The organism is Synechococcus sp. R55.2, from assembly GCF_047462075.1.
GTDB lineage: Bacteria > Cyanobacteriota > Cyanobacteriia > Thermostichales > Thermostichaceae > Thermostichus.
The window spans coordinates 1-25,890 of sequence record NZ_JANSIH010000234.1 but is presented as its reverse complement, the minus strand read 5'-3'; the positions used below and the strand labels follow the sequence as shown (position 1 = coordinate 25,890).

Below are 25,890 nucleotides of genomic sequence, written 5' to 3'. Positions count from 1 at the left end.
TATCGCTGCATAGTTGAACAGTGATGTTCAGCAGTGTTCAGCGTAAATGTATCAGATACGCTGAGACTTCACAAGACCCACAGCTTTTGGGAAAGCAAGATGGGGACGCTGGCCTAGCCGTCATGGGCGGGATCCGTATGAATTAGTACCCAACCGGATAGAAAAGAGGGGCTTTTTCGATTTCTGGCAAAGCCGTTGCCTGGTGGGCTGGATCCGGCTCAACTTGGCTGGGAGAGGCAATCGGCACCTCGATCATCCGATCCGGTACCAGCGGCACCATTTCGGAGCGGTCGGCGATTTCCCGCAGAGAATTGGCAATGGATTCTTGAGTCAGCAGAAACTGTCGTTCGTTGCGCTGCATCTGCTGCCACACCTGGTAACGCTGGCTCCACCGGCTTTGGGTATGCACAGTCCAACTGTAAAGGCTCAACACTGAAACGCCGGAGAGGATAGCCATCCCTGTGGAGATTTGCTTCCACCAGGCTAGGTGTTCTGCCCAAGCAAGATGCTGGCTGCGAGGATGGGCTGATTTCAACTTCAAATTCAAAGGTTGGGTGCGGCTGGCCTGAACTGTACCGGAGAGGGGTCGGCTCAGAGCAGAAGGCTGTCTGTGGCGACGAGGGCTTTTGGGACGATCAAGACCTGCGTTCAAAGGCTGGCTAACCATAGGGCTTAACCTCACACACACCAAGGGATCCGACGGTGCAGGACTGCCGGTTCCGCTTCACCCTAGTTCCCCGCATCCCCCAATAGCAACCCCCTTCTCCCGATTCCTGGTCTCGGCGGGCTAGCCGTCCGCTTCACAGTAGCCGATCTCTTGAGATTGGGAGAACTGACTGGTGCTACATCTGACTGCTGCGGGCAGCCACTCGCAGTTTGGCAGAGCGGGCCCGTGGATTGCGTTGCCGTTCCAGTTCGGAAGGGGACAAGGGCTTGGGGGTGAGCACCTGCCAACGGGGATCCCTGCGAAAGGCCCATTTCACCAGGCGATCTTCAAGGCTATGGAAGCTGATTACGGCCAACCTGCCGCCGGGTTTCAACCAAGTGGGGGCTTGGGCCAGCAAGGTTTCTAAAGCCTCCAGTTCTCGGTTCACGGCAATGCGCAACGCCTGAAAGACGCGGGTGGCCGGGTGGATGCGGCCTCGCCGAGCTGCCGGAGGTACCGCCTGCCAAACCACCTGGGCCAACTGGGTAGTTGTGGCGAGGGGACGAGCCTGCTCGATGTGATGGGCAATGCGGCGGGCAAATCGCTCTTCGCCGTAACGGGTGAAAATCTCGATCAACTCTTCGACCGGGCGATGATTAACCCAATCGGCGGCAGTCTCCTGAGCTGTACTGGGATCCATGCGCATGTCCAGCGGCCCCTCCCCGCGAAAGCTAAATCCCCGCTCAGGACAGTCCAGTTGCGGCGAACTCACCCCCAAGTCGGCCACGATGCCATCGAAGGGGATCCCCTGCCCCTGCTCATCCCGAAAGCCGTGCTGCTGCAGATCGAAATCGGCAAAATTGAGGTGCCACAGTTGGATGCGGCTGCCGGGGATCCCTTCTGCTGCAAAACGCGCTTGCGCCGCCTGCAGAGCCGCCGGATCCCGATCCAACCCCACCACTCGGGCAGCTCCCCCCCGCAGCAGCGCCAAGCTGTGCCCACCCCCTCCCAACGTCACATCCAAAAAAATACCGCCCCCCTGGGGTTGCAGGTAGGCCATCACCTCCTCGGTCAAAACGGAATCGTGTTGATACACCTTGCCAAGCACGGTCTGCGGGGGTTCTATTTCTGCTGCTACAAAGTTCAGTATCTGCAAAAAAAAGGCCGAGGCCAGGCCCCGACCGAGGAATCCATGTTGTTAAGGTGATCCTCTGAGAAAAGAGGGGTGGCCGTCAAAAGACAGGCTGTCTTGGGATCCCCGGCAAAATCTCTGGGGCGCGAGTCCCGCTCTGAGTATGATGAGACTGCTCCCGCTTTTGCCAAGTCTGCCGTCAGGGTTGCTGTGTTGACTCACTCTTCTTCTACCGATATCCTCACTCTCTCGCCGGCCAAGGGCCTGCGCGGCCAAGTGAGCATCCCCGGCGACAAATCCATTTCCCACCGCGCCCTGATGCTGGGATCCCTGGCCGAAGGAGAAACCACCATCCAAGGGCTGTTGCTGGGAGAGGATCCCCGCAGTACGGCAGCCTGTTTTCGGGCGCTGGGGGCAGATATTTCGGAGCTCAACAGCGAGTGTGTTCGCATTCGGGGAGTTGGCCTGGGCCAGCTGCAAGAACCGGCAGACGTGTTGGATGCAGGTAACTCCGGCACCACCTTGCGCCTGATGCTGGGGATCCTGGCGGGCCATGCCGGGCGCTTTTTTGCCGTCACCGGGGATCGATCCCTGCGCTCGCGGCCCATGGGACGGGTGGTAGAACCACTGCGGCAGATGGGGGCCAGCATTTGGGGACGGGCCGGTGGAACCTTGGCACCCTTGGCCGTGCAAGGGGGATCCCTGAAGGGCATTCACCATCGCTCCCCGGTGGCTTCGGCGCAGGTGAAATCCTGCCTCTTGCTGGCGGGCCTGCTGGCAGAAGGCACCACCCAAGTCACCGAGCCGGCTCTCTCTCGGGATCACTCGGAACGGATGTTGCGGGCCTTCGGAGCCGACATTCACGTGGATCCAGAGGCGAAAACCGTGGCCGTGGTGGGCGGATCCCGCCTGGTGGGCCAAAAAGTTCAGGTGCCGGGAGATATCAGCTCGGCAGCCTTTTGGCTGGTGGCCGCCTCCATTGTGCCCGAGAGCGAATTGCTGCTCCGGGATGTGGGCCTCAACCCCACCCGTACCGGTGCACTACGGGTGTTGCAGGAGATGGGGGCTGACATCCAAATTGAGAACCTCCGGGAAATGGCCGGTGAGCCCCTGGGAGATCTGCGGGTGCGTTCGGCCCGCTTGCGCGGCTGCACCATCGCCGGCGATCTCATCCCCACCTTGATCGACGAGATCCCGGTTTTGGCGGTGGCGGCTGCCTTTGCCGAGGGGATCACCGTGATTCGCGATGCCGCAGAGCTGCGGGTCAAAGAAAGCGACCGTCTGGCTGCCATAGCCCAAGAGCTGAGCCGCATGGGAGCCCAGGTCGCCGAATATCCCGATGGCCTGGAAATCAAAGGAGGGATCCCCCTTCATGGGGCCGAGGTCGACAGCCACGAGGATCACCGCATCGCCATGAGTCTGATGGTGGCAGCCCTGGGAGCGCAGGGATCCACCCTCCTCAGAGGAGCCGACTGTGCCCGCATCTCCTACCCCGACTTCATTCCCACCCTGCAACGATTGACAGCTTCTTCCCTCGAGTCTTGAGAGGATCTTGTGGGGAGCGAAGATCTATGGTCAATTCAGTTGATGATGAGACGGTATTAAAGTAAGATGGCATGAAGGCAGACTCAGGAGAAAGCTCCATGGGCTACAGCTTAGACCTGAGAGAAAGAGTCGTAGGGTATGTCCAGGAAGGGGGCAGCCCCACCACAGCCGCACAGATTTACAAAGTCAGTCGCGCAACGGTTTATCGCTGGCTGAATCGAGAGGATCTTAGGCCGACAAAAGTCAAGACCCGGAAACGCAAGATAGACTTGGCCGCCCTGCAGCAAGATGTGGACCAGTACCCAGAAGCTCGACTGAAGGAGAGAGCCCAGAGGTTCGGCGTCCAACCCAGTGCTATTTACTATGCTCTCAGGAAGCTGCAAATAACACGAAAAAAAAGAGTTAGGGTATCGAGAGCGGGATCGAGAAGAGAGAATTCAGCACTCCAGGGTCTTGAGGGGATGGGTTCAGAAGTACGGGAGTGAGAGCCTGGTTCCGTTGGTGAAGGGATAAGACCTACGGCCCGCTTTCGCGAACAGAGCTGTTGCACTGGCCAGTGTCTTGTTGCTATTTGAATTGACCACATCCCCATCTCTAACTTTGTCGCCCTTGTTCTTGTGTCAACCCATCCCAGCCCGCCCGGCCCTATCGCCATCGAACATCTCTGCTTCCGGGTTCCTCCCGGTGGGCAAGCAGCCTTTCTTGAGCAAGACGAGCGGGTTTGGGGATCCGCCCTGCGCCGGCATCCGGGTTTTCTGGGCAAAGAAGTTTGGCTGGATCAAGAGGATCCCGAACTTGTCCACCTCATCCTCCGCTGGGCCAGCCGCGCTGACTGGAAGGCCTTTCCCTCCGAGCAAGTGGAGGCATTGGATCGGCAAATGCGGCCTTTTTATGTGCGCTTGGAACAGGCCAAAGAATACCGGCTCTGGCAGCCCGGCCGTTCTCCAGAGCCCGGAAAGCAGGATTAAGGGATCCCTTCAGTCTCAAAACCTACCTCAGAGCCCACCGAGTCAGCCCTGGGGGATCCTGCCACCCGCTCCTGCTCCACCAGCTCCCGCAAACTGGGCATGGTCACGGCCAAAGCTCCTTCTCGCCGCTGCAGCCCCGCTTCAAAACTCTCAGGGGTGACAATGCCGCCGGAAATGAGCATCTTAAAAGCATCTTCCACCGGCATGAACACTTCCACCACCTGGTCTTCCGGCACAATGGCGTACCAGCCCGTCGTTGGATTGGGGGTGGTGGGCACAAACAGGCCAAGGGAGCGCTGCGGCCCATCGGGCCGAATGGGAGTTTGAATGGTGCCCGTCACAAAGGCCAGCGCCCAAGCTCCTGGTCGGGGATATTCCACCAGCACCACCCGCCGAAAGCGCTGATTGTTGGGGGCAAACAAAACACTGACCAATTGCTTCAAGGTCTTGTACACCAGCCCCGCCACCGGAATCGCATGGAGCAACTGTTCGCTGAGATTGAGCAGCCACTGGCCGACAATGTTGCGGGCCATAAAGCCGATCAGCAGGATGAGCACAATCGGCGTCAACAGGCCCACCGCCAGATCGATGAGGTTGATCAAGATCGGGTGCAAACCCTGGATGGGATTGAACTGCTTCGGAATGCTGGTCAGAAAGCCAATGCTCCAGGTGGCCACCTCCACCGTCAGCCAAATGGTAGTTGCCAGAGGGATCACCACCAGCAACCCCGCCACGAAGTAGTTCTTCAGATGCTGTTTCCATTGTGAAACCATGGTGAGGTCGTTCCGTCAAGTCAACCGAGTGGATGCACCGAACCTTTGCAAGTGGAGCTTGCAGATGGCAATCATGATACCTGCCTTCTGCATTGCCCTCATGGGGGGCAGCCGCAACTTGCTCGAAAAAGAAACCGGGCTGCCAAAAAGCGCAGAGCCCCAAACTTTCACGAGGCCGATAATGCTATCTTAGGTCGATATAAAATTTTGTAAAGGCAGGGATCCCGTCCCGAGGCGTTGTGGCCAAGCCCCTGGATGGTTTGTGTTTCTGCTGGGTGTTGCGTGGGAGGCCCTATGTCAGAGTCAGATTGGCTAGAGCATACCTGTCAGGTGGAGGTGCCTGTTCCCATTGAGCAGGTATGGGATTTGTGGGCCAACCTCACCCTCATGCCCCGTTGGATGAAGTGGATCCGCTCGGTGGAATTGCTGGATCAGGAGCTGTCCCGGTGGACACTGGATACCCGCGGCCTCACCTTCAGTTGGATCTCCCGCACCCACACGGTGGTGAAACACCAACACATCGGCTGGAGTTCGGTGGAAGGACTGCCCAACCGGGGCGCGCTGCGCTTTTACGACCGCAAAGGCAGTACCATTGTTAAGCTGTCGGTTGCCTACAAGATCCCGGGGATCCTCGGCAAAATCTTGGATGGCCTGTTTGTGGGCAAAGTGGTGGAGAGCACCATCCAGGCGGATCTGGAGCGCTTCAAAGCCTATGCCCTAGAGCATGCGGGGCCAACCGCCGAAAGTGCCTCGGCCAGCTAGCCTCAGTTTGTCAGGCCCAAGTGTTTTGCTGAACTCCCCCTTCCTTGCCAACCCTCACTGCTGCAAAGGTCTTCTTCATGCCCGATCCCTCTCCTGAGCCTGTCATTGCCCTCTCTCGTCAGCCGGTGGACAACCGCAACATTCGCTTCTCTCTGGAGCGGGGCGAGCTGGATCTGGATCAGCTTCTCCTGCTGTTGAACCGCAACGCCTTTTGGGCGCAGAATCGCCGGCGGGAGGAGATGGAGCGGGCCGTTGCCCACAGCCATCCGGTGGTCAGCGTGTGGGATGGGGAACGCCTGATTGGCTTTGGCCGCGCCACTTCCGATGGGGTTTACCGGGCCGTCCTCTGGGATATCGTGGTCGATCACGACTACCGACGTCAGGGCATTGGGCGCAAGTTGGTGGAAACCCTGATCAGCCATCCCCACCTGCAGTCGGTGGAGCGCATCTACCTGTTCACAACCCATCAGCGCGGCTTTTACGAGCGGATCGGCTTTGTGGAAAACCCCAGCACCACCTTGGTCTTGCACGGGCGCCCTCTGGAGTTTTTGATCCCGGCTGCCGAGCAGGAGCAGGGGATCCCAGGGAAATGAGGCAGGTGAGTGTATCTCGAACAACAGTGGGTTGGTTCGGCCTCGGCAGGAGAACGCGCTAGCCTGAAAAGCAAAAAAAGGTGAGAGGGTGTACCTATGGCCAATCGCCTCGCCACAAGTTCCAGCCTTTACTTGCGCAAGCACGCCGAGAACCCGGTGGATTGGTGGCCTTGGATCCCCGAGGCTCTGGAGAAAGCGCGGGCCGAGGATAGGCCGATTTTTCTGTCCATCGGCTATTCCAGTTGCCACTGGTGTACGGTCATGGAGGGCGAGGCTTTTTCCAACCCGGAGATCGCCGCTTTCCTCAATGCCCATTTTTTGCCCATCAAGGTGGATCGCGAGGAGCGGCCCGATCTCGACAGCATCTACATGCAGGCGTTGCAGCTTATGAGCGGGCAGGGGGGGTGGCCCCTCAATGTTTTCCTCACGCCCGATGACCTGGTGCCCTTTTATGCTGGCACCTATTTTCCTGTAGAGCCCCGCTTTGGCCGCCCGGGGTTTCTGGCCTTGCTGCAGCGCATCCTGCAGTTTTACCGGCAGGAAAAGGAAAAAATAGAGGAGATGAAAGGCCAGATTTTGACGGCTCTGACCACCCTCAGCGACTTAGTGCCGGAAGACCACATTCCCGCCGACCTGCTGCGCTCTGGGATCCCTAAGATCCAGCCTTTGCTCGCCAATGCCGGGGCGGTGCAGCAATTTCCCATGATGCCCTACGCCCAGTTGGTGTTGCGCTCAGCCCGCTTCGACCCACCGGAAGGGATCCCCGGCTCCATGAGCGCTCTGGAACGGGCCAAAGAGCGGGGCATGGCCTTGGTGTTGGGAGGGATCTTTGACCATGTGGCCGGCGGCTTTCACCGCTACACTGTGGATCCCACCTGGACGGTGCCCCACTTTGAAAAGATGCTCTACGACAACGGGCAGATCCTGGAGTTTCTCTCCGATCTCTGGGCCCATGGGATCCAAGATCCGGCCATTGAGCGGGCGGTGCGGCTGACGGTGGAGTGGGTGGCGCGGGAGATGACCGCCCCTGCCGGATACTTCTACGCCGCTCAAGATGCCGACAGCTTTGCCCGAGCAGAGGATCGGGAGCCGGAAGAGGGAGAGTTCTACGTCTGGCGCTGGCAGGAGCTGCAGGATCTCTTGGGGGAAGAAACCTTCCGCGCCTTGCAGCAGGCGTTTGACCTGTCTCCGGGGGGCAATTTCCCTGATCGGCCCGGCTGCATCGTCTTGCAGCGCAAACAGGGGGGGACGTTGCCGCCAGAAGTTGAAACCGCCTTGACCACCCATCTTTTTCAGGCACGCTATGGCTCTGCGGAGCGACGAGTTCCCTTCCCTCCGGCAGTGGATGCCCAGTCGGCCCGTCTGCAATCCTGGCCGGGGCGGATCCCACCCGTCACCGACACCAAGATGATCGTCTCTTGGAACGCCTTGATGATTTCCGGCCTGGCGCGGGCCTATCAAGTGTTCGGCAACGCAGACTATCTGCAATTCGCTCTGCGGGCAGCCCAATTCATCCTCAGCCGGCAACGCCACCCCGAGACCGGATCCCTGTTGCGCTTGAACTACGATGGCACAGCGCAGGTGCCCGCCAAGTCAGAAGATTACGCCCTGCTGATCAAGGCCCTGTTGGACTTGCAGCAAGCCTGCCTGCCCCTGGTGGGGGATCCCACCCCTCAAGACTGGTTACAGGCTGCCCTCCAGCTCCAGCAGGAGATGGATACGCAACTGTGGGATCCGGTTAGAGGAGGATACTTTGTCAGCGATGCCCAGAGCGCCTCTGAACTGTTGGTGCGAGAGAAGGAGTTTCAAGACAACGCTACCCCTGCAGCCAATGGGGTGGCCATTGCCAACCTGGTGCGCCTGGCCGCCCTCACCGGAGATCTGGACTACCTGGAACGAGCAGAACAGGCCCTGAAAACCTTTGCCCACACCATGAGCACCCAGCCGCGCACCTGCCCCAGCCTTTTTGTCGGGCTGGATTGGTACAGCAATTGGGTGAAAGTTACCCTGGAGGCCGATGCTATGCCCGCCTTTCAGCAACGATCTTGGCCCACCACCGTCTTTGCTCTCCCCACCGAGACCGAACCTCTGCCGGAAGGAGCTTTAGGGCTGGTGTGCTGGGGCAACAAATGCCTGGCCCCTGCCAGTTCTCTCGAGCAAATCCAGTCCCAAATCACCAAAGGCCAAAACCGGGCTTACTGACCTTTGCCCAACTTTTGCTCAGGGCAGCAGGGATCCCTTTGCCAAGGTTACTGCTGGGGCTCCGCAGGCTTTTCCACCCCGAAAAACTCGATGCGGTAGCTCTGGATGCGGGTGCCCGTTTGTTGCTCCACCTGGGCCAGCAGTTCAGGCGGCAGCTCCACATCCACATCCAAAATGCGGTTGCTATCCAGACAGTTCACGTGGCTGTGGGGATGGGTGCGGTTGCCGTAGCGGCGCCCATCGGCACGATCCAAGCACTCGACAATGTTGTGGCTGGCCAAAGCTTCCAGGTTTTGATAAACGGACGTGTGGCCGATCGGTTTGCCCTGTTGATTGAGGCGATCGTAAATCTCGCGGGCGGAGAGGTGCTCGCCACACTGCCACAACAGTTCCAGGATGTAACGGCGCTGTCGGCTCAAACGCAGATTGCACTCCCGGCACCGCTCCAAAGCAGCTTCCAAAGAATCCAAAGGGCGAGGCATGGAAAACCTCAAGTCATACCGAGTCTGAGATAGGTAGTTGCTCATCTCTACCAAGGTAGCATTTGTGCGTCAACAGTTGTTCAAAAAACACCCCGAACTCTACAAGAGCTGCCGCGCATAGCCATCTTCGAGCCGAGTCCAGGCCGTGCGCAGATGGAAGAGCCCAACATCAGCCTTTTGATTTTCTACAATACCGCTGGAGTGTTGGGGGCAAAGATCATGCAGCGGCGCAAGGTAATTCTGGGTTTGTTGGGGTTGGCCAGCAGCAGTGGATTGGCAGGAGCCTATTGGGCCAGTCGGCAGCAGCCCTCTCATCTAGCCCCAGGGATGGGATCCCCTAGAGCCGCTCTCCCCTCTCCTACCCCCCAGCCCACCCCCACCGTCGTCCCCCATCCAGATGCCCCCCATGGCCTCTACATCCCCCCCCGCCGAGATCTGCGCCTCTTGGTCATCAGTGACATGAACGGCATCTACGGCTCGGTGGAATACGACCCAGAGGTGGATCGGGGCATCGGCCTCATCCCCTATCTTCAGCCGGATATTGTTTTGGGAGGAGGAGATATGGTGGCCGGTCAGGATCCCCGCCTGTCGGAGGAGCGCATTCGCGCCATGTGGGCAGCCTTCGACCGGCATGTGGCTGGCCCAATCCGTGCGGCCAAACTTCCCTACGGCTTTACCTTGGGCAATCACGATGCTTCCTGTGCCCGCACCACGCGGGGCGGCTTTCTCTTTCAAAAAGAACGGGATCTGGCCCGCGAGTTTTGGAACGATCCGGCCCACGACCCAGGTTTGAACTTTGTGGATCGGGGGGACTTTCCCTTCTACTACACCTTTGAAAAAGACGATGTGTTTTACCTAGCCTGGGATGCCACCTGCAACTACATCCCACCGGAACAAATGGCTTGGGCGGAAGCGGCTCTGGCCAGCGAACGGGCTCAGAAGGCCAAGTTGCGCATCGTCATCGGCCACCTACCCCTCTATGCCATTACCGTTGGGCGCGACGATCCGGGAGAAGTATTGCTGGATGCCGATGCCAAGCGAGCCCTGCTGGAGAAGTACCGCGTCCACACCTACATCAGCGGCCACCATCACGGCTACTACCCCGGCCACAAAGGGCAACTGCAACTGCTTCATTGCGGCATTCTCGGCTCCGGCCCTCGTCCTCTCCTGGGCAGCCCTCTGCCCCCACGCAAGACCCTCACTCTTATTGACGTGGATTTCGAGACCCCAGATGTTACCTATTACACCACTTATCACATGCGGGATCTGAGCGTGATCGACCAAGCAGAGCTGCCCCGCTTCATCACCGGGCACAATGGCTTGGTGCTGCGCCGCGACGTCAATTGGGACAACCTCACCCCTGAAGAAATCGCCACCTGCCAAGCTCGTATTGGATCCCTGTGTCGGGATTAGCGTTTCCATCTCGTTCAAGAACGTTCCATTTCAGCAAAAGATTGATAGGCCGTTTGCAGATGCTCTCGCGAGGGTTCTACTTCTGCCGTCACCACGGCTGCTGGATGAGGGGATCGACCGCGATCCGCGTGGTTTATACCGACGACTGCGAGATCTCCCGGATACCGAAGTAGAGAGCCATTGCTACCAGAAACCCCCCGTACAAACGGGTCAACAGGGGCGTGGAAAGTCGCAACGCCAACCTGCCACCCAGCACCGTACAGGGGAACACTCCCAGCGCCAGCCAGAAGGTGATATCCCAGGCGATATGCCCCAGGCTGCTGTGCACCAGAATGGCCGGAACAGCCAACAGCGCCACCGAAGCCAGAGAACTGGCCAGAGCGCCCCGCAGATCCAGCCCCACCACCAGTTGATAAAAGGGTACCAACACCAGTCCACCGCCATTGGCCAACAACCCATTGAAGAAGCCCAACAGGACAGAACCCACCGGGATCCGCTCCAGGTGCAATTCCTTTTCCCCCTCGCCGGGAAGAAAACCTCGTAAACCGTTTAGGCCGTAGAGCCCGATCCCCAAAATAAACATTGCCGTCAGCAGCATTAGCGCCATGCCCGGCAGGAACTTCGTCGTCCATGCTCCAAGAGCCACCGCCGGGATCCCCCAAAACACTGTGTGGCCCACCACTCGCCAGTGGATCATCCCCCGTTTTTGAAAGGTGACCACCCCTCCCAAAGCGCTGAACAAGGTGAGGGGCAGGGGACTGGCCAAAGCCAAGGCAGCAGGCATGCCCAACAAGCGCAGCAATGGCGTGCCCAACGAACTACCACCCAACCCAAACAGCCCCGCGCAAAAGCCAATGCCACACCCTACCAAAAGCGTCACCCACCAACTCATCTGGATCTCCACGACAAAGCTCTGCTCTGACAGTAAAAGAGACAAATCATAAAATCAAATGTTTTTAGCTCTAAAAAAAATAGACTCTAGTTATGCTTCAGTCGTGGCCTTTCGGATCCCTGATGAGAAGATGACCTTAGAGCAATTGCGTATTTTTTTGGCGGTGGCCGAGCACCTGCATTTCACTCGAGCTGCCGCTGCCCTCCACATCACCCAGCCGGCTGTCAGCGCTGCCATTCAGGCGCTAGAGCGGAGCTACGGGATCCCCTTGTTTCACCGAATTGGCCGTCGGGTAGAGTTGACAGAAGCCGGACGTTGGCTGAAAGGACAGGCCCAAGAGATTCTCCGGCGAGTGGAACAGACAGAACAGGGCCTGAAAGAGCTGAACAACTTGCAGATGGGAGATCTCCACCTCGGCTCCAGCCTCACCATCGGCAACTACTGGCTACCCTACCGCCTCAGCCTCTACAAGCAGCGCTACCCAGGCATTCAAATCCATTGCACCTTGGCCAACACCGAAGCTATTGCTGAAGGCTTATTGCGGGGTGATTTCGACTTAGGCTTGGTGGAGGGTGCCATCCGACCGGAGGATCTGCCTCACCTGGAGCAGCACATCCTTGACTGGGATCGACTTTGCATCATCGTCGGCAGGGAACATCCTTGGTACCCCAGATCAGAAATAAGGATCCCGGAGCTGGTAGAAACCGACTGGATCATGAGAGAAGCCGGATCCGGCACCCAGCAGCATTTTGAAGCAGCCTTGGCCCGTTGGGGGATTTCGATCGAGCAGTTATCGGTGATCTTGCGGCTGCAAAGTGGCGAAATGATCAAAGCCCTAGTCAGCCAGGGATCCGCAGCCGGCGCCATCTCGGAATTGATGATCCGCAACGAAGTCCGCTTGGGAGATTTGAAGGCAGTGCCCCTAGCTGATGGATCGGATGCTCTGCAGCGTCCCTTCCTGCTGCTTAAGCACCGCCAACGCCACACTTCGCGCGCAGCCCAGGCTTTTCAACAGATGATTCAAAGCAGCTTTTTCCAGCAACACTAACTATAGCCGCTGCAGCCGTGTCTCTTGCATAACGGATGCCGGTGATTGATTCCAGCGAAACTGTAGAGAGCTTGTGAAGGCAGCAACAAGAAACGTTAAAGAGAACACAAAGTTGGCAACGGAATGTTGGCAGTGTTATCTTCAAGCGCGGTTGACCTACCGTCGCTGAGCCGGTTGACTGTTGCGCCTTTTCCCTGCCGTCCAACTGATCGACAACTGGAGCGCAAAACTCCTGCTACCCTGGTTGAATGATGGTTTCGTTGCTGGTCGAGGTAGAAGGGGATTGGATGGATGAGCAGGTGCGGGCGGGGTTCCACGCTCTCTCCGACCCGATTCGCCTGCGTGTGCTGCAACTGCTGCAGGGGCGTGAGTTGTGCGTTTGTGATCTCTGCGAGGAGCTGAAGGTGAGCCAATCCAAGCTCTCGTTTCACCTAAAAACCCTGCGGGATGCGAAATTGGTCAATGCTCGCCAGCAGGGCCGCTGGATTTACTACAGCCTCAACCCACCCGGTTTTCAGCTCCTGCAGCATTTTTTGGATAGATTGGGGCAAGCTGGCCCTGTCAAGGCCGCAGTTCCCTGTGTGGAAGACCTCTAAGGCGCGCAGGGATCCCAAAATGTCCCTAGAAAAACTGTCGGATCCCGCCCTTGTACATTCCGAAGACGGGCTTGCTGCAACACAAGAAATTACAGATGTGAATGGTGTTCCCTGCTGGCAACCCCAGGGATCCCGGCGGGTCAACTCGGAGAAAATGAGGATCCCATCTCCTAAAATCCATCAAAGTTCCCTGACACCAGCTCCCCTGTTGCTTAGTTAGGATTGATACAAGAGAGGTGGGAACAACATGATACGTGAACAGCGAGAAGAGTTGGAACGCATCCACCGAGCACACCTGTGGAATCGCCTCAAGGAGCGGGTGAAACGCGCCCAGTTGAATCCATCTCTGCTGGCTTTGCTGGCACGAGAGGCTTTTGAGTTGGGCTTCCCCCTTCCCTCTTTATCCGACCAACCCAAAGCCGATTCCCCTGCCGAGCAGCCAAAAGATGGAAGTAATCATCGCCGCATTTGGTGAGCCCACCCTCTCGTCTGGCCGAGAAAACGGGCAGCCACGATCATCGCAGAACTTCTCTCCAGGGACTCTCAGAACAGCTAGTCTAGGCAATGATTTTGAATAAAATCAGAGCCCATGATGAACACCACCGAAGCCCTTGAGATTCTCAACCTTCCGCCGGACGCAACCGAGCGGCAGATCCGGGGGCGACTGTTTCAGGAATACCAAACCCTCAGTACTGCTCTCGCAGAACTGGAGGACGAGCGACAAAGACCCTTGCTAGAGGCGCAACTGGCGCGGCTGAATGAGGCGCGGGATGTATTGCTCAGCGGGGGATCCCAGGCTGAGAAGGGGTTGTCTTGGGTTAGCCCAGAAGACTTGCCCCCTCAGGTGATCGTGCTGCTCTACCAAGCCAATGGACAAGAGGGGATCTGTACGCGCCAGGTTGGGGGTCAAGATATTGTCATTGCTTTTGAGAGCTCGTTTGCGGCAAGAAAATATGCGCAGAGGCTGGCTCAACAGGGGCTGCCCAAGCCCGTGGCAGAACGGTTTGACACGCAGGAGATCGTCGATTTTTGTCGCGGGGGAGGATATGGGTTGATGGTGGTTCCGGCCAGCGAAACCCTGGAGCCTCTACAAGAAAGTACGGAAGCTGCCCGTGATTGGCAGGGCAGGTCTTGATGCCGTTCGGCCTCGATCCACTTGCGTTAAGGGTGCCCTCGATGATGAATGTGGAACCGATCTCCGCGGACGAGTTTCGCCAGCTCATGGCCGCCGATCTGGACGCTTGCTGCGAGGCCTTTGATCTGCGGGCAGAGTACCTGCGTTTGCAGCAACAGCGGCTACGCTTCTGGGGCATGCTGGCCTTTGGTTGGGTGGCAATAGCCTTGGTCATCTTCTTGGGGATGCGGGATCCCGGCTCTTGGGTGTCCTATACCGCGGCTGCCGGGATCCTACTGCTGCTCCTGTTGGGGATCCTGAGAGCCAACTTGCGCTTGGGAAAAAGCCTGCATCGCATCCGCCAGCGTTGGCAGGAGGCCCACCTGCTCAACAGCACCCCTGAGATGATGAAGTTTGCCACCGATCTGGCCCGCAAGGTAAAAGACTACAACCACTGGGTCAACGAGCTTCGGCAATCGCTGCAGGGGGGGCAGCATTGGCGAGATTTTCGGCAACTCAGTGAGGCTGAGCAAAAGTACATCCAATCGCTGTTTTTACAAGTGCGGGCCCAACTGGTGATGGCCCTACAGGTGTGCCGAGCTTTAGTCGAGGATCCACAAGCCTCTGTGGCTCAGTATCTCAACCAAATGGTTGCCCGGGATCAGCAACTGTTGGAGCAATTTACCGCCAAAAACTTGACTGGCAACCGCTACGCAACCCTGGCTCGTGAGCTGTCCGGCCTGGAGGCAGATCTACAAGCTCAGCTCAGAACCTTGGGCTCTCGATGATACCCTGTTGGAGGTGTCCAGCAGCGTACTCATGGGCAGTAGAGGCACTCGAAAATTGTACGGCCTGTTGCTTGCCGGCGGACTGGGCTTGCTGGGATGCGGGGATCCGAATGTACCTCTGACCCAACCGCCCCCCGATGCTTTTCGGGTTAGCACCCCACGGCCACCGCGCCTGGATCTCTATCCCACCCCATCACCAACACCAACTCCTACCCCGACACCACCCCCCAGCTTGCTGGAGATCACGGCCCGTTGGTTGGGGATCCCTTGGCCGCCCCAAGAGACCAGCCTGGTGAGATTGAGCGCCCGTTTCCTGGAGATCCCCCTACCTCCCAAGCCCCGCCGCTCGGCCAGCCCCTCACCTCAGCCTTCCCCCAGTTCGGATAGAGAAGAGAGAAAGCAGCAAGGCCGCGAAACCTAGTCCGCACCCCTGGCCTCTGGAGATCTAGGCGCCCGCAGTCACCGGCTCCGTTTCTCGAACGCGCAGCTTTTCACAGGGGATGGTATCCGCCAGAATAGAGCTGGCCATCATACCCGTGTGAATCTCCAGTTTGGCTCCGGGCACCGCCTCAAACAGCAGCCGCTGGCCTGGAAAGACCACCCGCTCAAAGTACCAGTTTTCGATATTCGTGATGCGAACCACCTGAATAGAGCTGGTCGCATTGATGTAGCTACAGGTTATTCGCTCTGCTCGTTTTTTATCGGGGATTGCATCGAGTGTTTGCATTGTTCAGATCACCAGCCCACTTTGCTCAGCCTATCATCTACCCTAACACCGCCTGGGGATCACTGCGGTAGTCTGCGATACGGCGATCCCAACTGGCAGAAATCAATCCTGGAAAAAATAACTTCTGTATTTTACCTTACTGTTTCGATTTCCAAGAGGGTTCTGCAATTCGAGGAAGATTTGAATTAGGATTTTTCCCCAATATGGGACAATTTCTCATAGAAAATCTCCACAGAGTAGTAGTCAGGATTACATTTTTCCGTTCCCTTGGAGTTTGGGGATCAGGGCTCTTGGATCCTCGATCCCGTCGTCGGCTGCGGCGAGGATTGGCCGGGATCCCAGTTCAGGCCCTCCACCCGCAGCTCCAGAGCCCCCGACTGGCGCACCGGATTGTACTGCAGGCTAAAGCCATAGGTGCGGCGGTCGTAGCCCAGGCGATAGACGACATCCACCTGCTGGCCCGACTGCAAATCTACCGTTGTCTCTGCCCCTACCCGCAGCGGGCCGTACAGTTGTTGCAAAAAGCCCAAGACGAGCTGTTCCCGCGTGGTGATGCGGTCGAACAAAAACGGCGAGGCTCCGGCCAGAAAACCGTTGGAGTAGGTCACCCTCAGGTTGGTGTAGTCGAAGGTATCGGCCACGAAAGCCCCGATCACCGCATCGATACCAATGCTGCCGGCGGTATAGCTCTGGGCCCGGCCATTGGAGTAAAAAGACTGGCTGCTGCTCACGCCGGTGTTGAGCCAGATCCCTTGCTCAATAGGCAGAGCGGAAAAGCGGGGTGGGGGATCCGCCGCCGTCTTGGGAGGGCTCCAGAGGGGAAAGGAGCGATTCAAGGTTGCCCCCAGTTGCAGGCGGGAGAGCTGAATGCGGTCGGTGGTGTTGGCTAAGGCCAACTCCGGATCCGTGTCGATTTCATCCGGCTGCCCCAAGGCATCAATGTAGTCGACGGCTATGCGGTAGCTGAGATCCAAGCCGGTATTCCCTAGGCGCAGGGTGGGGGAGCGGTAGCTGGCACCGAGGCGGTTTTCCACAATTTGAAACCCCAGGCGACCGCTGAAGAAGCGTTCCCGATAGGCGTAGGTGTAGGCGACTTCTCCGCCATCGCCGGTGGTGATGCGGTGTTCGACCTGGGCTCGCAAGCGCTGAGCAAACTCCTGGAAGACGATCCCCCGCAGCTCGGCAAACAGGGAGGTTTGGGCATTCGCCTCCGGTTGCCGCCAACGCAAATCGGCCCGCAGCCCGATCCCATCCAAAAGGCCCTGCTCACTGCCCCAAAGGCGCTGCGGATACAGTTGCGGGGAGAGCACCAAGCTCACATTGGGATCCCGCAGCAGCTCGAAGTTGGGTTGCAGGATCAGGCCCCGTCGCAATTCTTCTCGGTCGAAATCGTCGTAGAAGATGCTGACCGGAGGCTGACGGTTTAATGAGTCGAAGCGCAGCCGAATGGGCAGGGGCAGAAACAAGACCTGGTCGAAAACCAATTGCCCCGCCTCGGCAATCAGCAGGCTGGAACCATCTGCCTGAAGAGTGGAGGTCACCCGTGGGCTGCGAATCTCCAACTCCGGCGGATCCAGCGGGTCGTTGGTCAGCCGCACCTGTTCTCCTTCCCAGGTGTTGGCATCGAAGCGAATGCGAACGGCACGAAAGCGCACCAACCGCTCTGGCGCCAAAGCGGCTGCCGGGGATCCACTGGCCTGCAACTGGCCAATATCCACCTGCCCGAAGGCCTCTTCCAAAAATCCCCGCTCTTGCTCAAAGTCGTACTCCAGCCGGGATCCCTGAATGCGCTGCCGATCCAGTTGAATAGAAACATTGCCCTCGGCCACAGCCCGCCGCTGTCGCAGTTCAATGCGCAGGCGATCCGCCCGCAACACAGAGCGGCCCAGCCGCATCTCCACATTGCCTTCTGCTTGGAAGACTTCCGCCCGTTGATCGAAGGTTTGCCGGTCAGAACGCAGCCGTAACGTTCGGTCGGCAACGGCGCTGAGGTCAGTCGTATCCATGGGCTGAGCGCCCCCCTTCTTCTGGGACTCCACCTGAGCCGCAGTAGGGCCGGCAACTGCCAACCCCAGCACCCCCAAGCAGAGCCAGAGCAACCGCAACCCTCTCATAATCACCCGGCGCAAAACTTCAACACAGATCCCCTACGGCTTCCCCAGCCCGCTAGCTTGTGGCCAACTGGGAAAGGTTGAGGACTCGGTTGAGCTTGCCGCTGCGGTAGCCCTCCAAATCGAGACTGACATAGAGATAGCCGAAGGATTGCAGGGCCTTGACCAGCGCTTCCAGATTGGTTTTCTGCACAAACTCCACGATCTGATCCGGAGGAAGTTCGATGCGGGCGGTGTCCTTCTCCGAGCGCACCCTGACCTGCCGCCAACCCAAGCTGCGCAAGTAGCGCTCCGCCGCTCCCACCCGACGCAGCTTCTCAGGGGTGATTGCCTCCCCGTAGGGAAAGCGAGAGCTGAGGCAGGGTTGGGCCGGTTTATCCCACCAAGACAGCCCCAGGTGGCGAGACAATTGCCGCACCTCCAGCTTGCTCATCCCCACCTCCGCCAAAGGGGAACGCACGCCGCGCTCCCGAGCTGCCTGTGTCCCCGGTCGGTAATCGGCCAGATCGTCGGCATTGAGACCATCCACCACATGGTTATATCCCTGGGCTTGGGCCAACAGGCGCAAGGTATCGTGCAAGTGGCTTTTGCAGAAGTAACACCGGTTAACGGGGTTGGCGGCGTAGCTCGGATCCTCCAGCTCGTGGGTTTCGACGATCTGATGGCGGATCCCGATTTGCCGAGCCTGCTGAATTGCCTCCTCCAAATCTTCCGGCAGCAGCGAAGGAGAAGCAGCGGTGACGGCCAGGGCCCGCTCCCCCAACTGATCCCAGGCCAACTTGGCCACCAAGCTGCTATCAACTCCCCCCGAGTAGGCCACCAAGACCCGCTCCATCTCGGCGAAGATCTGGACAAGCTGCTGGAACTTGCGCTGCAGGACGGGATCCCACTCCAGCAGGGGGTTGGCCGCTATTCCTCCCTCTCCGGGGGGGAGAGGGTCGAGACGAGAAGCGGTTGGGTCTTGGGTTGTGTTCATGAAGCCAGGAGATGCCAAACGTTTGGAGAACCAAGCAAGGGCACCGTCTCGCCACCGCCGGCAGGAGAAAAGCCGGTTGCTATCAGGGGCAGGGATCCCTCCTTTTCTATTCTTTCCTAGAGATCCCCGACTTTCCAACGCTTCTCCCCAGCATGGGATGCGGGATCCCTCAAGGAAAAGTAGACAATTGGGCAATCTATCCGTAGTCCGCTCACCCGCTGTCGCGATGGTGCTATGCCTCCGGCACCCTACCGGGAACCGCACCGCTTCGCGATACGCTGAATGAAATGGGTTGCAGTGGCCCCTTATAATTTTTTCTGGGTTCTCTGCCACAATTGACCTCACAGCTTTTTCCGGCGACACTTGCTACAGCCAATGCAGAGATATCTACTTGGTTATAGGGATCCCACCTATCTTGCAGAACTTCATGAAACTTAGAAAAAGCGGTACCCCTCTCCTAGCGCACTATGGCTTTGCAACTTGAACCCGCCAGCCCGCCAGAAGTGGCCGTTTATCAGCCCTATTACGCCGTTGCCCGCCGACAGTACCTAGCCCTCGCGGTGGGCCTCTACAAAAAAGCCAGCCTGGAAGGGCAGAGGGCCATCGAGGGAGAGGGGCCTGTCCGCTTCTTGGCCAGTTGGCACATGTCCCCGTTGCCTTCGGATCTGACGGTGGTTCAGGTCATCTTTGCTCAGGATGCAGATCTCACCTATCAGCTCTCCATCGCCAACTACGAGTTTGTGGATTATCTGATTGATGTCGTCTCTTTGGTGCAGCGCGGACAACAGCCGGATTTCTCCACCGCCTTTTACAAGAAACTGATGCGATATGAAGATTGATCTGGGTTGCTCAGCCACCATCACTCTCTACGACACCACACTGCGGGATGGGGCCCAGCGAGAGGGTCTATCGCTGTCGGTGCAAGACAAGTTACAGATTGCCAAGCTGCTGGATCGTCTGGGGATCCCGTTTATTGAAGGGGGCTGGCCAGGAGCCAATCCCAAGGATGTGCAGTTTTTCTGGCAGATGCGGGAAGAGCCCCTAGAGCAAGCCGAGCTGGTGGCTTTTTGTTCTACCCGCAAGCCGGGGCGGCGGGCGGCAGACGATCCCATGCTGCAGGCCATTTTGGCGGCGGGCACCCGCTATATAACCGTCTTCGGCAAGTCTTGGGATCTCCACGTCACCGAGGGCCTGGGCACCACGCTGCAGGAAAACCTGGCCATGATCCGCGACACCATTGCCTATCTGCGATCCCAGGGGCGGCGGGTCATCTACGATGCCGAGCACTGGTTCGACGCCTACCGCCACAACCCCGACTATGCCCTGCAAACCCTAGCGGCAGCGGCGGCGGCGGGGGCGGAGTGGCTGGTTCTCTGCGATACCAACGGCGGATCCCTGCCCCACGAGATTGCGGCGATCACGGCAGCTGTCTTGGCAGAATCCCATCACCTGCAGCACTTGCCCCTAGGGATCCACACCCACAACGACTCCGGCACTGCTGTGGCCAATGCCCTGGCGGCGGTGCAGGCAGGGGCGCGCATGGTGCAGGGCACCATCAACGGCTATGGGGAACGCTGCGGCAATGCCGACCTGTGCAGTGTCATCCCCAACTTGCAACTGAAGCTGGGCTATCGCTGTCTGCCGCAAGAGAAGCTGAAGCACCTGACGGAGATCTCCCGCTCCATCAGCGAGGTGGTCAATTTGGCCCCGGATGACCATGCGCCGTTTGTGGGCCTATCGGCCTTTGCCCACAAGGGTGGGATCCACGTCAGCGCCGTTCAGAAAAACCCTCTCACCTACGAGCACATCGCCCCCGAGCAAGTGGGCAACTGTCGCCGCATTGTGGTCTCAGAACAGGCGGGGCTGAGCAACATTCTCCACAAAATGGCCGGATTCGGGATCCGGCTGGAGAAGTCGGATCCGCAGGTGCGCTTGATTTTGGAGCGGCTGAAAACCCTGGAGCTGCAGGGCTATCAGTTTGAGGCTGCTGAGGCCAGCTTTGAGCTGTTGGTGCGGGGCTTGCTGGGACAACGCTCCCATCCTTTTGAGGTGCTCAGCTTCAACGTGACGACCACCACCCGCTCCGATTGGAACAGCAAAGACTGGGATCCCAGTGGCGAAGCAACGGATGTGCAATCTTTGGCGGCGGTGAAGATAGCGGTGCAGGGGCAAACTCGGGTGACGGCGGCGGAAGGCAATGGGCCGGTGGCCGCTCTGGATGGGGCGTTGCGCAAGGCGCTGCTGGAGTTCTATCCCCAACTGGAGGCGATTCACCTGTCTGATTACAAGGTGCGCATTTTGGATGGGCGAGCCGGCACCTCGGCCAAAACGCGCGTGCTGGTGGAGTTTAGCGACGGTCACCGCCGTTGGACAACGGTGGGGGTTTCCACCAACATCATCGAGGCCTCCTGTCGGGCTTTGGTGGAGGGCTTTGAGTATAGCCTGCTGCCGCCCAGCTCTCCTTTGCCGGCTGCGGCAGAGCACCGTTCTTCTCCGCTGGCTGCAAAAACGGCCTCCCCTTGAAGAAAAACCTTCAACTGGCTTTACCCTGGCAGCGCCCCTCTACCCCAGCAAGCTAAACCGTAACCACGACAGCTATGCGAATCATCGGCCTGACAGGCGGAGTGGGCACGGGTAAATCCACGGTGGCCCGCATCTTGGAGCAGCACGGGATCCCGGTAGCCGATGCAGATCAAATGGCCCGCCAGGCCTTGGCGGTGGGATCCCCCATTCGCGAGCGGGTACTGGAACGCTATGGAAAGGCCATCCAAACGCCCTCTGGAGATCTGGATCGCCGGCGGTTGGGCCAGATCGTGTTTGCCGATGCTGCCGAGCGGGCTTGGCTAGAGGCCCAAATCCACCCTTTCGTTAGAGCTCAACTGCAAGATTTTCTGTTCGGGTTAGCGGAGCAGAGCTCTGAGGCGCATGGCGTGTTGCTTGAGGAAGGGCCTGGTTCCCAAAAGAACAGCGGGCCAGGGTTTTCCTCTGCCCAGGGATCTCAAACCGTTTGTCTGATGATCCCGTTGCTGTTTGAAGCCCACATGGAAAATTGGGCCAGCGAGATTTGGGTGGTGACTTGCACCCCAGAGCAGCAGCGGCAACGCCTTGCCCGCCGGGATCTTCTTACACCGGCAGAAATCGAAGCTCGCATCGCCAGCCAGTGGCCTTTGGCGGAAAAAGTGCGCCGTGCCGATGTGGTGCTGGACAACTCCGGATCCCTGGCTGAGCTGGAAGCCCAGGTGAAGCAAGCTTTGGCGTCGGCGGGCCAGAGGCCATTTGCCTCACCCCCGCGGGCCGGATACAGTGACGGGTAGGGTCTGGTGGGACGGATCCCTTGGTATCCATGTACGGATGGGTTGAGGGAGAAACGATGCAGGAAGCAGGTTGCATCGGCAAGACGGAGTTTGCCCAAGCTCTGGCTGCGCGGGAGCAGGAAATCCAGCTTTTGCGAGAGCGCAATCGCATCTTGCAGGGCCAGATAGACCTTCTGGAGCTGCGCCAAGAAAAGCAACACCGGCAAATTCGCAGCTATGAGGCGGAGATTGAGCAGCTTTACCAAGAGAAGCAGTTGCTGGAGCAGATGATCCAGGAGTTGCCGGAGCTCTACCGGCGCAAGCTGCAGGCCCGCCTTCAGCCCATTCGCGAGCGCATCGCCGCCATCCAGGCCGAGAATCGCCAGCTTAGGAAGGAGTTGTACCAGCTCAGCTACCGCGTGCAGCACATGGATCAGCTTGACTCGCCCGGCTGGAGAGTGCAACTGCCCCAGCTTCCCTCTCTGCGTCGCCGGGATCCCAAGTCCCCTGGCCCGCCGCCGGTCACGTTAGCAGAGGGGAGCACAAAAGCTCTGCCCGCCCAGCCCCACTCTTGATGGGCAAAGAGGGATCCCGCCATCGAGAAGCCAGAATAGGAGAGCCCCGGTGGGATCGCGTCAGCAGAGCAGAGCTCTTGCGCGGTTCCGGTTGGGGCGCTGCTTGCTTGGAGATCCCGGAAATGGCCACCGCTGGCAACTATGAACCCCTGCATTTAAAATACCGCCCGCAGCGCTTTGCCGATGTGGTCGGCCAAGGAGCGGTGGTGCAAACGCTGGCCAATGCCATCCGGCTGGGGCGGGTGGCGCCTGCCTATTTGTTCTGCGGGCCGAGGGGCACGGGAAAAACCTCCAGCGCCCGCATCTTGGCCAAGTCCTTGAATTGTGAACAGGGGCCGACGCCGGATCCCTGCCAGGCGTGCAGCCAATGCCGCGCCATCACTGCGGGAGCCTCCCTGGATGTTCTCGAGATTGACGCGGCCAGCAACACCGGCGTAGACAACATCCGCGAGCTGATCGAGCGGGCCCAGTTTGCCCCGGTGAACAGCCGCTACAAAGTCTATGTCATCGACGAGTGCCACATGCTCAGCAATGCGGCCTTCAACGCCTTGCTGAAAACTCTTGAAGAGCCGCCCCCCCGCGTGGTATTTGTCCTGGCCACCACTGACCCGCAGCGGGTTTTGCCCACCATTGTTTCCCGCTGTCAGCGGTTTGACTTCCGCCGCATCCCCCTCGACGACATGGTGGCCCACCTGGGCAAGATCGCCGCCCAAGAAGGGATCCCTATCACGCCGGAGGCGCTGCAACTGGTGGCCCAACTTTCCCAAGGGGGCCTGAGGGACGCCGAACGCCTGCTGGATCAGCTCAGCCTCTTGGAAGGATCCATCACCCCTGAAGCCGTTTGGGACTTGGTGGGAGGGATCCCGGAACAGCAGCTTTTGGCTCTGATGGATGCGCTGCTGGCTCAGGATGTGCAGGCGGTGCTCAGCCAAACTCGGCAATTGTTGGAGCGGGGCAAAGAGCCCTTAGCCCTGTTGCAGAACTTGGTGGCCCTTTACCGGGATCTGCTGCTGGTCAAGACAGCCCCCCAGCAACGGGAGTTGGTGGCTGTAACGGACTCCACCTGGGCAGCCCTGCAGCAACGGGCCCCTCGCTACTCGGTGGAGATACTGCTGGCAGCCCAGAGCCATCTGCGCCAGTGTGAGCCGCAAATTCGTCAAAGCGGACAGCCCCAACTGTGGTTGGAAATTGCCCTAGTGGATCTGCTGGGCCAGCTGCGCCCAAGCATGGTGGCTGAGGATTCAGCGGAACGGAGTCCTTTCCCAGCCCTTGACCTATCTCCTGCACCCCAGAGAACTCCCCCGGACGGGACAGCCCCTCCGGCCCCTGCTGCGACCATCAGCCCATCAAGCCCATCAACTGTTGGTGAGATAGATGAATTAACTGTTGGGCCTTCAGCCTCCCCTGCTGTTGCGTCGAGCCAGAAGGCAGATCGCGCTACTCGGACGGAGTCCTCGGAGCAGCCCAGAGAACCGGCAAGGGACGCCGCCACAGTCAAGCTGCTGCGCCCCCACTGGGACGAGTTCCTCAAGCGCCTCTCTCCCCTCACCAAGGCTCTGATGGGATCCGGCCACCTGCACCAAGAGACTCCTGAAGCAATTACCCTCGCCTTTCCCAGCAAGGGTCTGGTGGAAAAAGTGCGCAGCAAAGAAGCCGAACTGCGGTCGGTGCTCCACAACCTGCTGCAGCGCCCTGTGCAGCTCAACTTGATTGTGCAGCGCTCCAGCGGGCCGCATGTTTCCATTCGCGTCAGCGGTGCGGAGTCCTCGGCACTGCTCAGCCGAGAAACAGACCTGCCCCCCGCCCCCGTGGCCCCGGATCCTGTCACCACGCCGGGGTTGCAGAGCGATAGCACCAACAGTCGTGCTTCCTCAAGGGAGCCCAGAGCAGAACCGCAGAGCCACGGCCTTGCCCAGCGACAGCAACATTCCCCTCCTGACTCCAGCCCACCTTCGCCAGAACCTGAGCGGGACAATCCTATGGGTGGCCCCAAGGTGGCCGGCTTGGCAACCCAAGGACTTTTTCCTGCCGGTGCGAACAAAGTGCTCCGCACCGCTGTCGCGACCGATTCTCCAAGTCGTGCAGAGCGCCGCGACACCCTGCACGGTGGGCAGTCCTTCGAGCTAACCCAGGAGCTGGCGGAGATTGCCCGCCGTTTTGCCGACCACTTCAACGGCAGCTTGGTGGATTTGGAAGGGGTGTTGGGGTCTGACGTGACGGGATCCACGGAAGAGCTCTCCTCAATAGAGGCTATAGAAGCCGAGGGATCCCCTGACCTGCTCTCCGGTGAGACCTACGGCTCGCCAACAGGAGCAGAGCCGTCCGCGTCAGCGGGGCGGAGTCCTCATCCCGTAGACTTTCCCAATGCAGTAAGGAATCCGTCCTACCGGCGTGAGCAGTCTTCTCAGCTTGCCGTTCGCCTCAGCGGGACGGAGTCCTTGGAGGAGGAGGTGCCTTTTTAAGCGCTATCTAGCGCTATCTTAAGTTTGATAAAGCCAGCCTCATCTTGCCGACGATGACCTTCCCCATCTCTCCCTTAATTCGCTGCGCTGTGCAGGCTCTGTACTGGGGACTGGTTCTGCCCCTACCCATCCTGCTGGCTCGGCAACAGGCAACACCTCTTGAGCTGGGATCCCTTTGGATTGCTCTGCTGCTGGGATGGGGGGTAGTCCTGGGATCCCTGAGCCAGCAGATTCAGTTGGACGAAGAGGGCATGCAGGCCACCTACCCCAGTTGGGTGCCGCCTTTTGTGCGGCAGGAGTGGCAGATCCGGTGGGCCGATATCGAGCGCATTGAGCCCCGCTCCACCAGCCAGGGTGGTATGGTGTATTACTTGGTCAGCCGAGGGGGGGATCGCGTACTTTTGCCGATGCGGGTGACCAGGTTCAAGCAGCTGTTGGCTGAGATTCGACGGCACGCTCAACTGGAGATTGGCGGGCTGCGCCCCTACGTTCAGCCTTGGATGTACGGGCTCCTAGGATGTTTTGCTCTGCTTCTGTTGCTCTGGGATGGGATGGTCGCCATCTGGGTCTGGGCAAGTCCGGTGGGAACCTAGCGCAACCACAGACGGTTCCGGGTCTAGCCATCCCGACAGGGATCCCAGCTCCAGCGGGCGGTTGCAGTCCAGATCCCGCCCACGCCCTTCTGCGCAAGCGTTGCGGAGCAGCAGGATGGAAATTTGGAGCAGGTTGGAAATGAGCTGATACATTTACGCTGAACACTGCTGAACATCACTGTTCAACTATGCAGCGATA

26 protein-coding genes and 1 pseudogene are annotated in these 25,890 nt (G+C 59.0%); 19 read left to right on the top strand and 8 right to left on the bottom strand.

Annotated elements, in window-relative coordinates; genetic code table 11:
- Nucleotides 1-142: 142 nt before the first annotated feature.
- Together NW838_RS08070 and rsmH are read right to left on the bottom strand one after the other, a co-directional pair.
- A complete protein-coding gene (locus NW838_RS08070) occupies nucleotides 143-667 on the bottom strand; it encodes a hypothetical protein (protein ID WP_414357046.1) in 525 nt (174 codons plus the stop codon).
- Nucleotides 668-842: 175 nt separating this feature from the next.
- Nucleotides 843-1,754 (bottom strand): 16S rRNA (cytosine(1402)-N(4))-methyltransferase RsmH, encoded by a 912-nt coding sequence (rsmH, locus tag NW838_RS08065; protein ID WP_414357048.1) that lies wholly within the window; start codon nucleotides 1,752-1,754, stop codon nucleotides 843-845.
- 234 nt (nucleotides 1,755-1,988) lie between these two features.
- Here rsmH and aroA point away from each other — a divergent pair, with 234 nt between their 5' ends.
- From aroA to NW838_RS08050, 3 genes and pseudogenes are all read left to right on the top strand, one after another.
- Nucleotides 1,989-3,323: a 3-phosphoshikimate 1-carboxyvinyltransferase gene (aroA, locus tag NW838_RS08060; protein WP_414427829.1), complete on the top strand. Its 1,335-nt coding sequence runs from the start codon at nucleotides 1,989-1,991 to the stop codon at nucleotides 3,321-3,323.
- A 98-nt stretch (nucleotides 3,324-3,421) separates the two neighbouring features.
- A pseudogene (locus NW838_RS08055) lies at nucleotides 3,422-3,818 on the top strand (IS630 transposase-related protein); the annotation flags it as partial.
- Between the two features lie 122 nt (nucleotides 3,819-3,940).
- On the top strand, nucleotides 3,941-4,291 hold the full coding sequence (locus tag NW838_RS08050) for a TIGR03792 family protein (RefSeq protein ID WP_414427827.1): 351 nt from the start codon (nucleotides 3,941-3,943) through the stop codon (nucleotides 4,289-4,291).
- On the opposite strand, the gene NW838_RS08045 is transcribed toward NW838_RS08050, so the two are convergent.
- A complete protein-coding gene (locus NW838_RS08045; protein WP_238376947.1) occupies nucleotides 4,288-5,064 on the bottom strand; it encodes a DUF502 domain-containing protein in 777 nt (258 codons plus the stop codon). The genes NW838_RS08050 and NW838_RS08045 overlap by 4 nt on opposite strands.
- Nucleotides 5,065-5,358: 294 nt before the next feature.
- Between NW838_RS08045 and NW838_RS08040 the strand changes: the two genes are divergently transcribed.
- From NW838_RS08040 to NW838_RS08030, 3 genes are all read left to right on the top strand, one after another.
- A complete protein-coding gene (locus NW838_RS08040; RefSeq protein ID WP_414357051.1) occupies nucleotides 5,359-5,826 on the top strand; it encodes an SRPBCC family protein in 468 nt (155 codons plus the stop codon).
- Between the two features lie 77 nt (nucleotides 5,827-5,903).
- Nucleotides 5,904-6,419 carry a GNAT family N-acetyltransferase gene (locus NW838_RS08035; RefSeq protein ID WP_414357053.1) on the top strand — a complete coding sequence of 172 codons (516 nt, stop codon included), beginning with the start codon at nucleotides 5,904-5,906 and terminating at the stop codon, nucleotides 6,417-6,419.
- A 96-nt stretch (nucleotides 6,420-6,515) separates the two neighbouring features.
- On the top strand, nucleotides 6,516-8,621 hold the full coding sequence (locus NW838_RS08030; RefSeq protein WP_414427826.1) for a thioredoxin domain-containing protein: 2,106 nt from the start codon (nucleotides 6,516-6,518) through the stop codon (nucleotides 8,619-8,621).
- Nucleotides 8,622-8,668: 47 nt separating this feature from the next.
- Here the strand turns inward: NW838_RS08030 and NW838_RS08025 are convergent, their stop codons facing one another.
- The gene (locus NW838_RS08025) at nucleotides 8,669-9,103 is read right to left on the bottom strand and encodes a Fur family transcriptional regulator (protein WP_414331897.1); all 435 of its coding nucleotides are present in this window, start codon (nucleotides 9,101-9,103) and stop codon (nucleotides 8,669-8,671) included.
- A gap of 153 nt (nucleotides 9,104-9,256) precedes the next feature.
- On the opposite strand from NW838_RS08025, the gene NW838_RS08020 reads away from it, so the two are divergent.
- A complete protein-coding gene (locus NW838_RS08020; RefSeq protein WP_414357057.1) occupies nucleotides 9,257-10,516 on the top strand; it encodes a metallophosphoesterase family protein in 1,260 nt (419 codons plus the stop codon).
- A 133-nt stretch (nucleotides 10,517-10,649) separates the two neighbouring features.
- Here NW838_RS08020 and NW838_RS08015 read toward each other — a convergent pair whose 3' ends face one another.
- Nucleotides 10,650-11,408 (bottom strand): sulfite exporter TauE/SafE family protein, encoded by a 759-nt coding sequence (locus NW838_RS08015; RefSeq protein WP_414357058.1) that lies wholly within the window; start codon nucleotides 11,406-11,408, stop codon nucleotides 10,650-10,652.
- Between the two features lie 130 nt (nucleotides 11,409-11,538).
- On the opposite strand from NW838_RS08015, the gene NW838_RS08010 reads away from it, so the two are divergent.
- The 6 genes from NW838_RS08010 to NW838_RS07985 all read left to right on the top strand — a co-directional run bounded on the left by NW838_RS08010 (nucleotide 11,539) and on the right by NW838_RS07985 (nucleotide 15,375).
- The gene (locus tag NW838_RS08010; protein ID WP_414357059.1) at nucleotides 11,539-12,456 is read left to right on the top strand and encodes a LysR substrate-binding domain-containing protein; all 918 of its coding nucleotides are present in this window, start codon (nucleotides 11,539-11,541) and stop codon (nucleotides 12,454-12,456) included.
- A gap of 251 nt (nucleotides 12,457-12,707) precedes the next feature.
- Complete coding sequence (locus NW838_RS08005; RefSeq protein ID WP_414427828.1) at nucleotides 12,708-13,052, top strand: ArsR/SmtB family transcription factor; 345 nt, start codon at nucleotides 12,708-12,710, stop codon at nucleotides 13,050-13,052.
- 247 nt (nucleotides 13,053-13,299) lie between these two features.
- A complete protein-coding gene (locus NW838_RS08000) occupies nucleotides 13,300-13,527 on the top strand; it encodes a hypothetical protein (RefSeq protein WP_414427825.1) in 228 nt (75 codons plus the stop codon).
- A gap of 114 nt (nucleotides 13,528-13,641) precedes the next feature.
- A complete protein-coding gene (locus NW838_RS07995; RefSeq protein ID WP_414357062.1) occupies nucleotides 13,642-14,187 on the top strand; it encodes a DUF3110 domain-containing protein in 546 nt (181 codons plus the stop codon).
- Between the two features lie 41 nt (nucleotides 14,188-14,228).
- Nucleotides 14,229-14,954, top strand: a complete 726-nt coding sequence (locus tag NW838_RS07990) for a hypothetical protein (RefSeq protein WP_414357063.1) — start codon at nucleotides 14,229-14,231, stop codon at nucleotides 14,952-14,954.
- A 31-nt stretch (nucleotides 14,955-14,985) separates the two neighbouring features.
- On the top strand, nucleotides 14,986-15,375 hold the full coding sequence (locus NW838_RS07985; protein WP_414427824.1) for a hypothetical protein: 390 nt from the start codon (nucleotides 14,986-14,988) through the stop codon (nucleotides 15,373-15,375).
- 24 nt (nucleotides 15,376-15,399) lie between these two features.
- Here the strand turns inward: NW838_RS07985 and NW838_RS07980 are convergent, their stop codons facing one another.
- The 3 genes from NW838_RS07980 to larE all read right to left on the bottom strand — a co-directional run bounded on the left by NW838_RS07980 (nucleotide 15,400) and on the right by larE (nucleotide 18,768).
- Nucleotides 15,400-15,681, bottom strand: a complete 282-nt coding sequence (locus NW838_RS07980) for a DUF1830 domain-containing protein (RefSeq protein WP_414331305.1) — start codon at nucleotides 15,679-15,681, stop codon at nucleotides 15,400-15,402.
- Between the two features lie 281 nt (nucleotides 15,682-15,962).
- The gene (locus NW838_RS07975) at nucleotides 15,963-17,795 is read right to left on the bottom strand and encodes a DUF3769 domain-containing protein (protein WP_414427823.1); all 1,833 of its coding nucleotides are present in this window, start codon (nucleotides 17,793-17,795) and stop codon (nucleotides 15,963-15,965) included.
- 52 nt (nucleotides 17,796-17,847) lie between these two features.
- Nucleotides 17,848-18,768 (bottom strand): ATP-dependent sacrificial sulfur transferase LarE, encoded by a 921-nt coding sequence (gene larE, locus NW838_RS07970; RefSeq protein WP_414427822.1) that lies wholly within the window; start codon nucleotides 18,766-18,768, stop codon nucleotides 17,848-17,850.
- A 467-nt stretch (nucleotides 18,769-19,235) separates the two neighbouring features.
- Here larE and ebsA point away from each other — a divergent pair, with 467 nt between their 5' ends.
- From ebsA to NW838_RS07940, 6 genes are all read left to right on the top strand, one after another.
- A complete protein-coding gene (ebsA, locus tag NW838_RS07965; protein WP_011432932.1) occupies nucleotides 19,236-19,607 on the top strand; it encodes a type IV pilus biogenesis protein EbsA in 372 nt (123 codons plus the stop codon).
- Nucleotides 19,597-21,291 carry a citramalate synthase gene (cimA, locus tag NW838_RS07960; protein ID WP_414357069.1) on the top strand — a complete coding sequence of 565 codons (1,695 nt, stop codon included), beginning with the start codon at nucleotides 19,597-19,599 and terminating at the stop codon, nucleotides 21,289-21,291. Before ebsA ends, cimA begins: the two co-directional genes overlap by 11 nt.
- Before the next feature lie 74 nt (nucleotides 21,292-21,365).
- Nucleotides 21,366-22,082 (top strand): dephospho-CoA kinase, encoded by a 717-nt coding sequence (gene coaE / locus NW838_RS07955; RefSeq protein ID WP_414357070.1) that lies wholly within the window; start codon nucleotides 21,366-21,368, stop codon nucleotides 22,080-22,082.
- A 56-nt stretch (nucleotides 22,083-22,138) separates the two neighbouring features.
- A complete protein-coding gene (locus NW838_RS07950) occupies nucleotides 22,139-22,636 on the top strand; it encodes a hypothetical protein (RefSeq protein ID WP_414357071.1) in 498 nt (165 codons plus the stop codon).
- 122 nt (nucleotides 22,637-22,758) lie between these two features.
- Nucleotides 22,759-25,098 carry a DNA polymerase III subunit gamma/tau gene (locus NW838_RS07945; RefSeq protein ID WP_414357077.1) on the top strand — a complete coding sequence of 780 codons (2,340 nt, stop codon included), beginning with the start codon at nucleotides 22,759-22,761 and terminating at the stop codon, nucleotides 25,096-25,098.
- A 53-nt stretch (nucleotides 25,099-25,151) separates the two neighbouring features.
- A complete protein-coding gene (locus tag NW838_RS07940; protein ID WP_414331790.1) occupies nucleotides 25,152-25,691 on the top strand; it encodes a hypothetical protein in 540 nt (179 codons plus the stop codon).
- Nucleotides 25,692-25,890 lie beyond the last annotated feature (199 nt).

Bases quoted from the DNA above. Each gene is read 5' to 3' on its own strand.
- NW838_RS07950 (WP_414357071.1), top strand. From the start codon at position 22,139: ATGCAGGAAGCAGGTTGCATCGGCAAGACGGAGTTTGCCCAAGCTCTG.
- NW838_RS08045 (WP_238376947.1), bottom strand. From the start codon at position 5,064: ATGGTTTCACAATGGAAACAGCATCTGAAGAACTACTTCGTGGCGGGG.
- NW838_RS08000 (WP_414427825.1), top strand. From the start codon at position 13,300: ATGATACGTGAACAGCGAGAAGAGTTGGAACGCATCCACCGAGCACAC.
- NW838_RS08070 (WP_414357046.1), bottom strand. From the start codon at position 667: ATGGTTAGCCAGCCTTTGAACGCAGGTCTTGATCGTCCCAAAAGCCCT.
- NW838_RS08025 (WP_414331897.1), bottom strand. From the start codon at position 9,103: ATGCCTCGCCCTTTGGATTCTTTGGAAGCTGCTTTGGAGCGGTGCCGG.
- NW838_RS07985 (WP_414427824.1), top strand. From the start codon at position 14,986: ATGGGCAGTAGAGGCACTCGAAAATTGTACGGCCTGTTGCTTGCCGGC.
- cimA (WP_414357069.1), top strand. From the start codon at position 19,597: ATGAAGATTGATCTGGGTTGCTCAGCCACCATCACTCTCTACGACACC.
- NW838_RS08015 (WP_414357058.1), bottom strand. From the start codon at position 11,408: ATGAGTTGGTGGGTGACGCTTTTGGTAGGGTGTGGCATTGGCTTTTGC.
- NW838_RS08035 (WP_414357053.1), top strand. From the start codon at position 5,904: ATGCCCGATCCCTCTCCTGAGCCTGTCATTGCCCTCTCTCGTCAGCCG.
- NW838_RS07975 (WP_414427823.1), bottom strand. From the start codon at position 17,795: ATGAGAGGGTTGCGGTTGCTCTGGCTCTGCTTGGGGGTGCTGGGGTTG.
- ebsA (WP_011432932.1), top strand. From the start codon at position 19,236: ATGGCTTTGCAACTTGAACCCGCCAGCCCGCCAGAAGTGGCCGTTTAT.
- NW838_RS08040 (WP_414357051.1), top strand. From the start codon at position 5,359: ATGTCAGAGTCAGATTGGCTAGAGCATACCTGTCAGGTGGAGGTGCCT.
- NW838_RS08005 (WP_414427828.1), top strand. From the start codon at position 12,708: ATGGTTTCGTTGCTGGTCGAGGTAGAAGGGGATTGGATGGATGAGCAG.
- NW838_RS08030 (WP_414427826.1), top strand. From the start codon at position 6,516: ATGGCCAATCGCCTCGCCACAAGTTCCAGCCTTTACTTGCGCAAGCAC.
- NW838_RS08020 (WP_414357057.1), top strand. From the start codon at position 9,257: ATGGAAGAGCCCAACATCAGCCTTTTGATTTTCTACAATACCGCTGGA.
- larE (WP_414427822.1), bottom strand. From the start codon at position 18,768: ATGAACACAACCCAAGACCCAACCGCTTCTCGTCTCGACCCTCTCCCC.
- coaE (WP_414357070.1), top strand. From the start codon at position 21,366: ATGCGAATCATCGGCCTGACAGGCGGAGTGGGCACGGGTAAATCCACG.
- NW838_RS08010 (WP_414357059.1), top strand. From the start codon at position 11,539: ATGACCTTAGAGCAATTGCGTATTTTTTTGGCGGTGGCCGAGCACCTG.
- NW838_RS07945 (WP_414357077.1), top strand. From the start codon at position 22,759: ATGGCCACCGCTGGCAACTATGAACCCCTGCATTTAAAATACCGCCCG.
- NW838_RS07940 (WP_414331790.1), top strand. From the start codon at position 25,152: ATGACCTTCCCCATCTCTCCCTTAATTCGCTGCGCTGTGCAGGCTCTG.
- NW838_RS07995 (WP_414357062.1), top strand. From the start codon at position 13,642: ATGATGAACACCACCGAAGCCCTTGAGATTCTCAACCTTCCGCCGGAC.
- NW838_RS07990 (WP_414357063.1), top strand. From the start codon at position 14,229: ATGATGAATGTGGAACCGATCTCCGCGGACGAGTTTCGCCAGCTCATG.
- NW838_RS07980 (WP_414331305.1), bottom strand. From the start codon at position 15,681: ATGCAAACACTCGATGCAATCCCCGATAAAAAACGAGCAGAGCGAATA.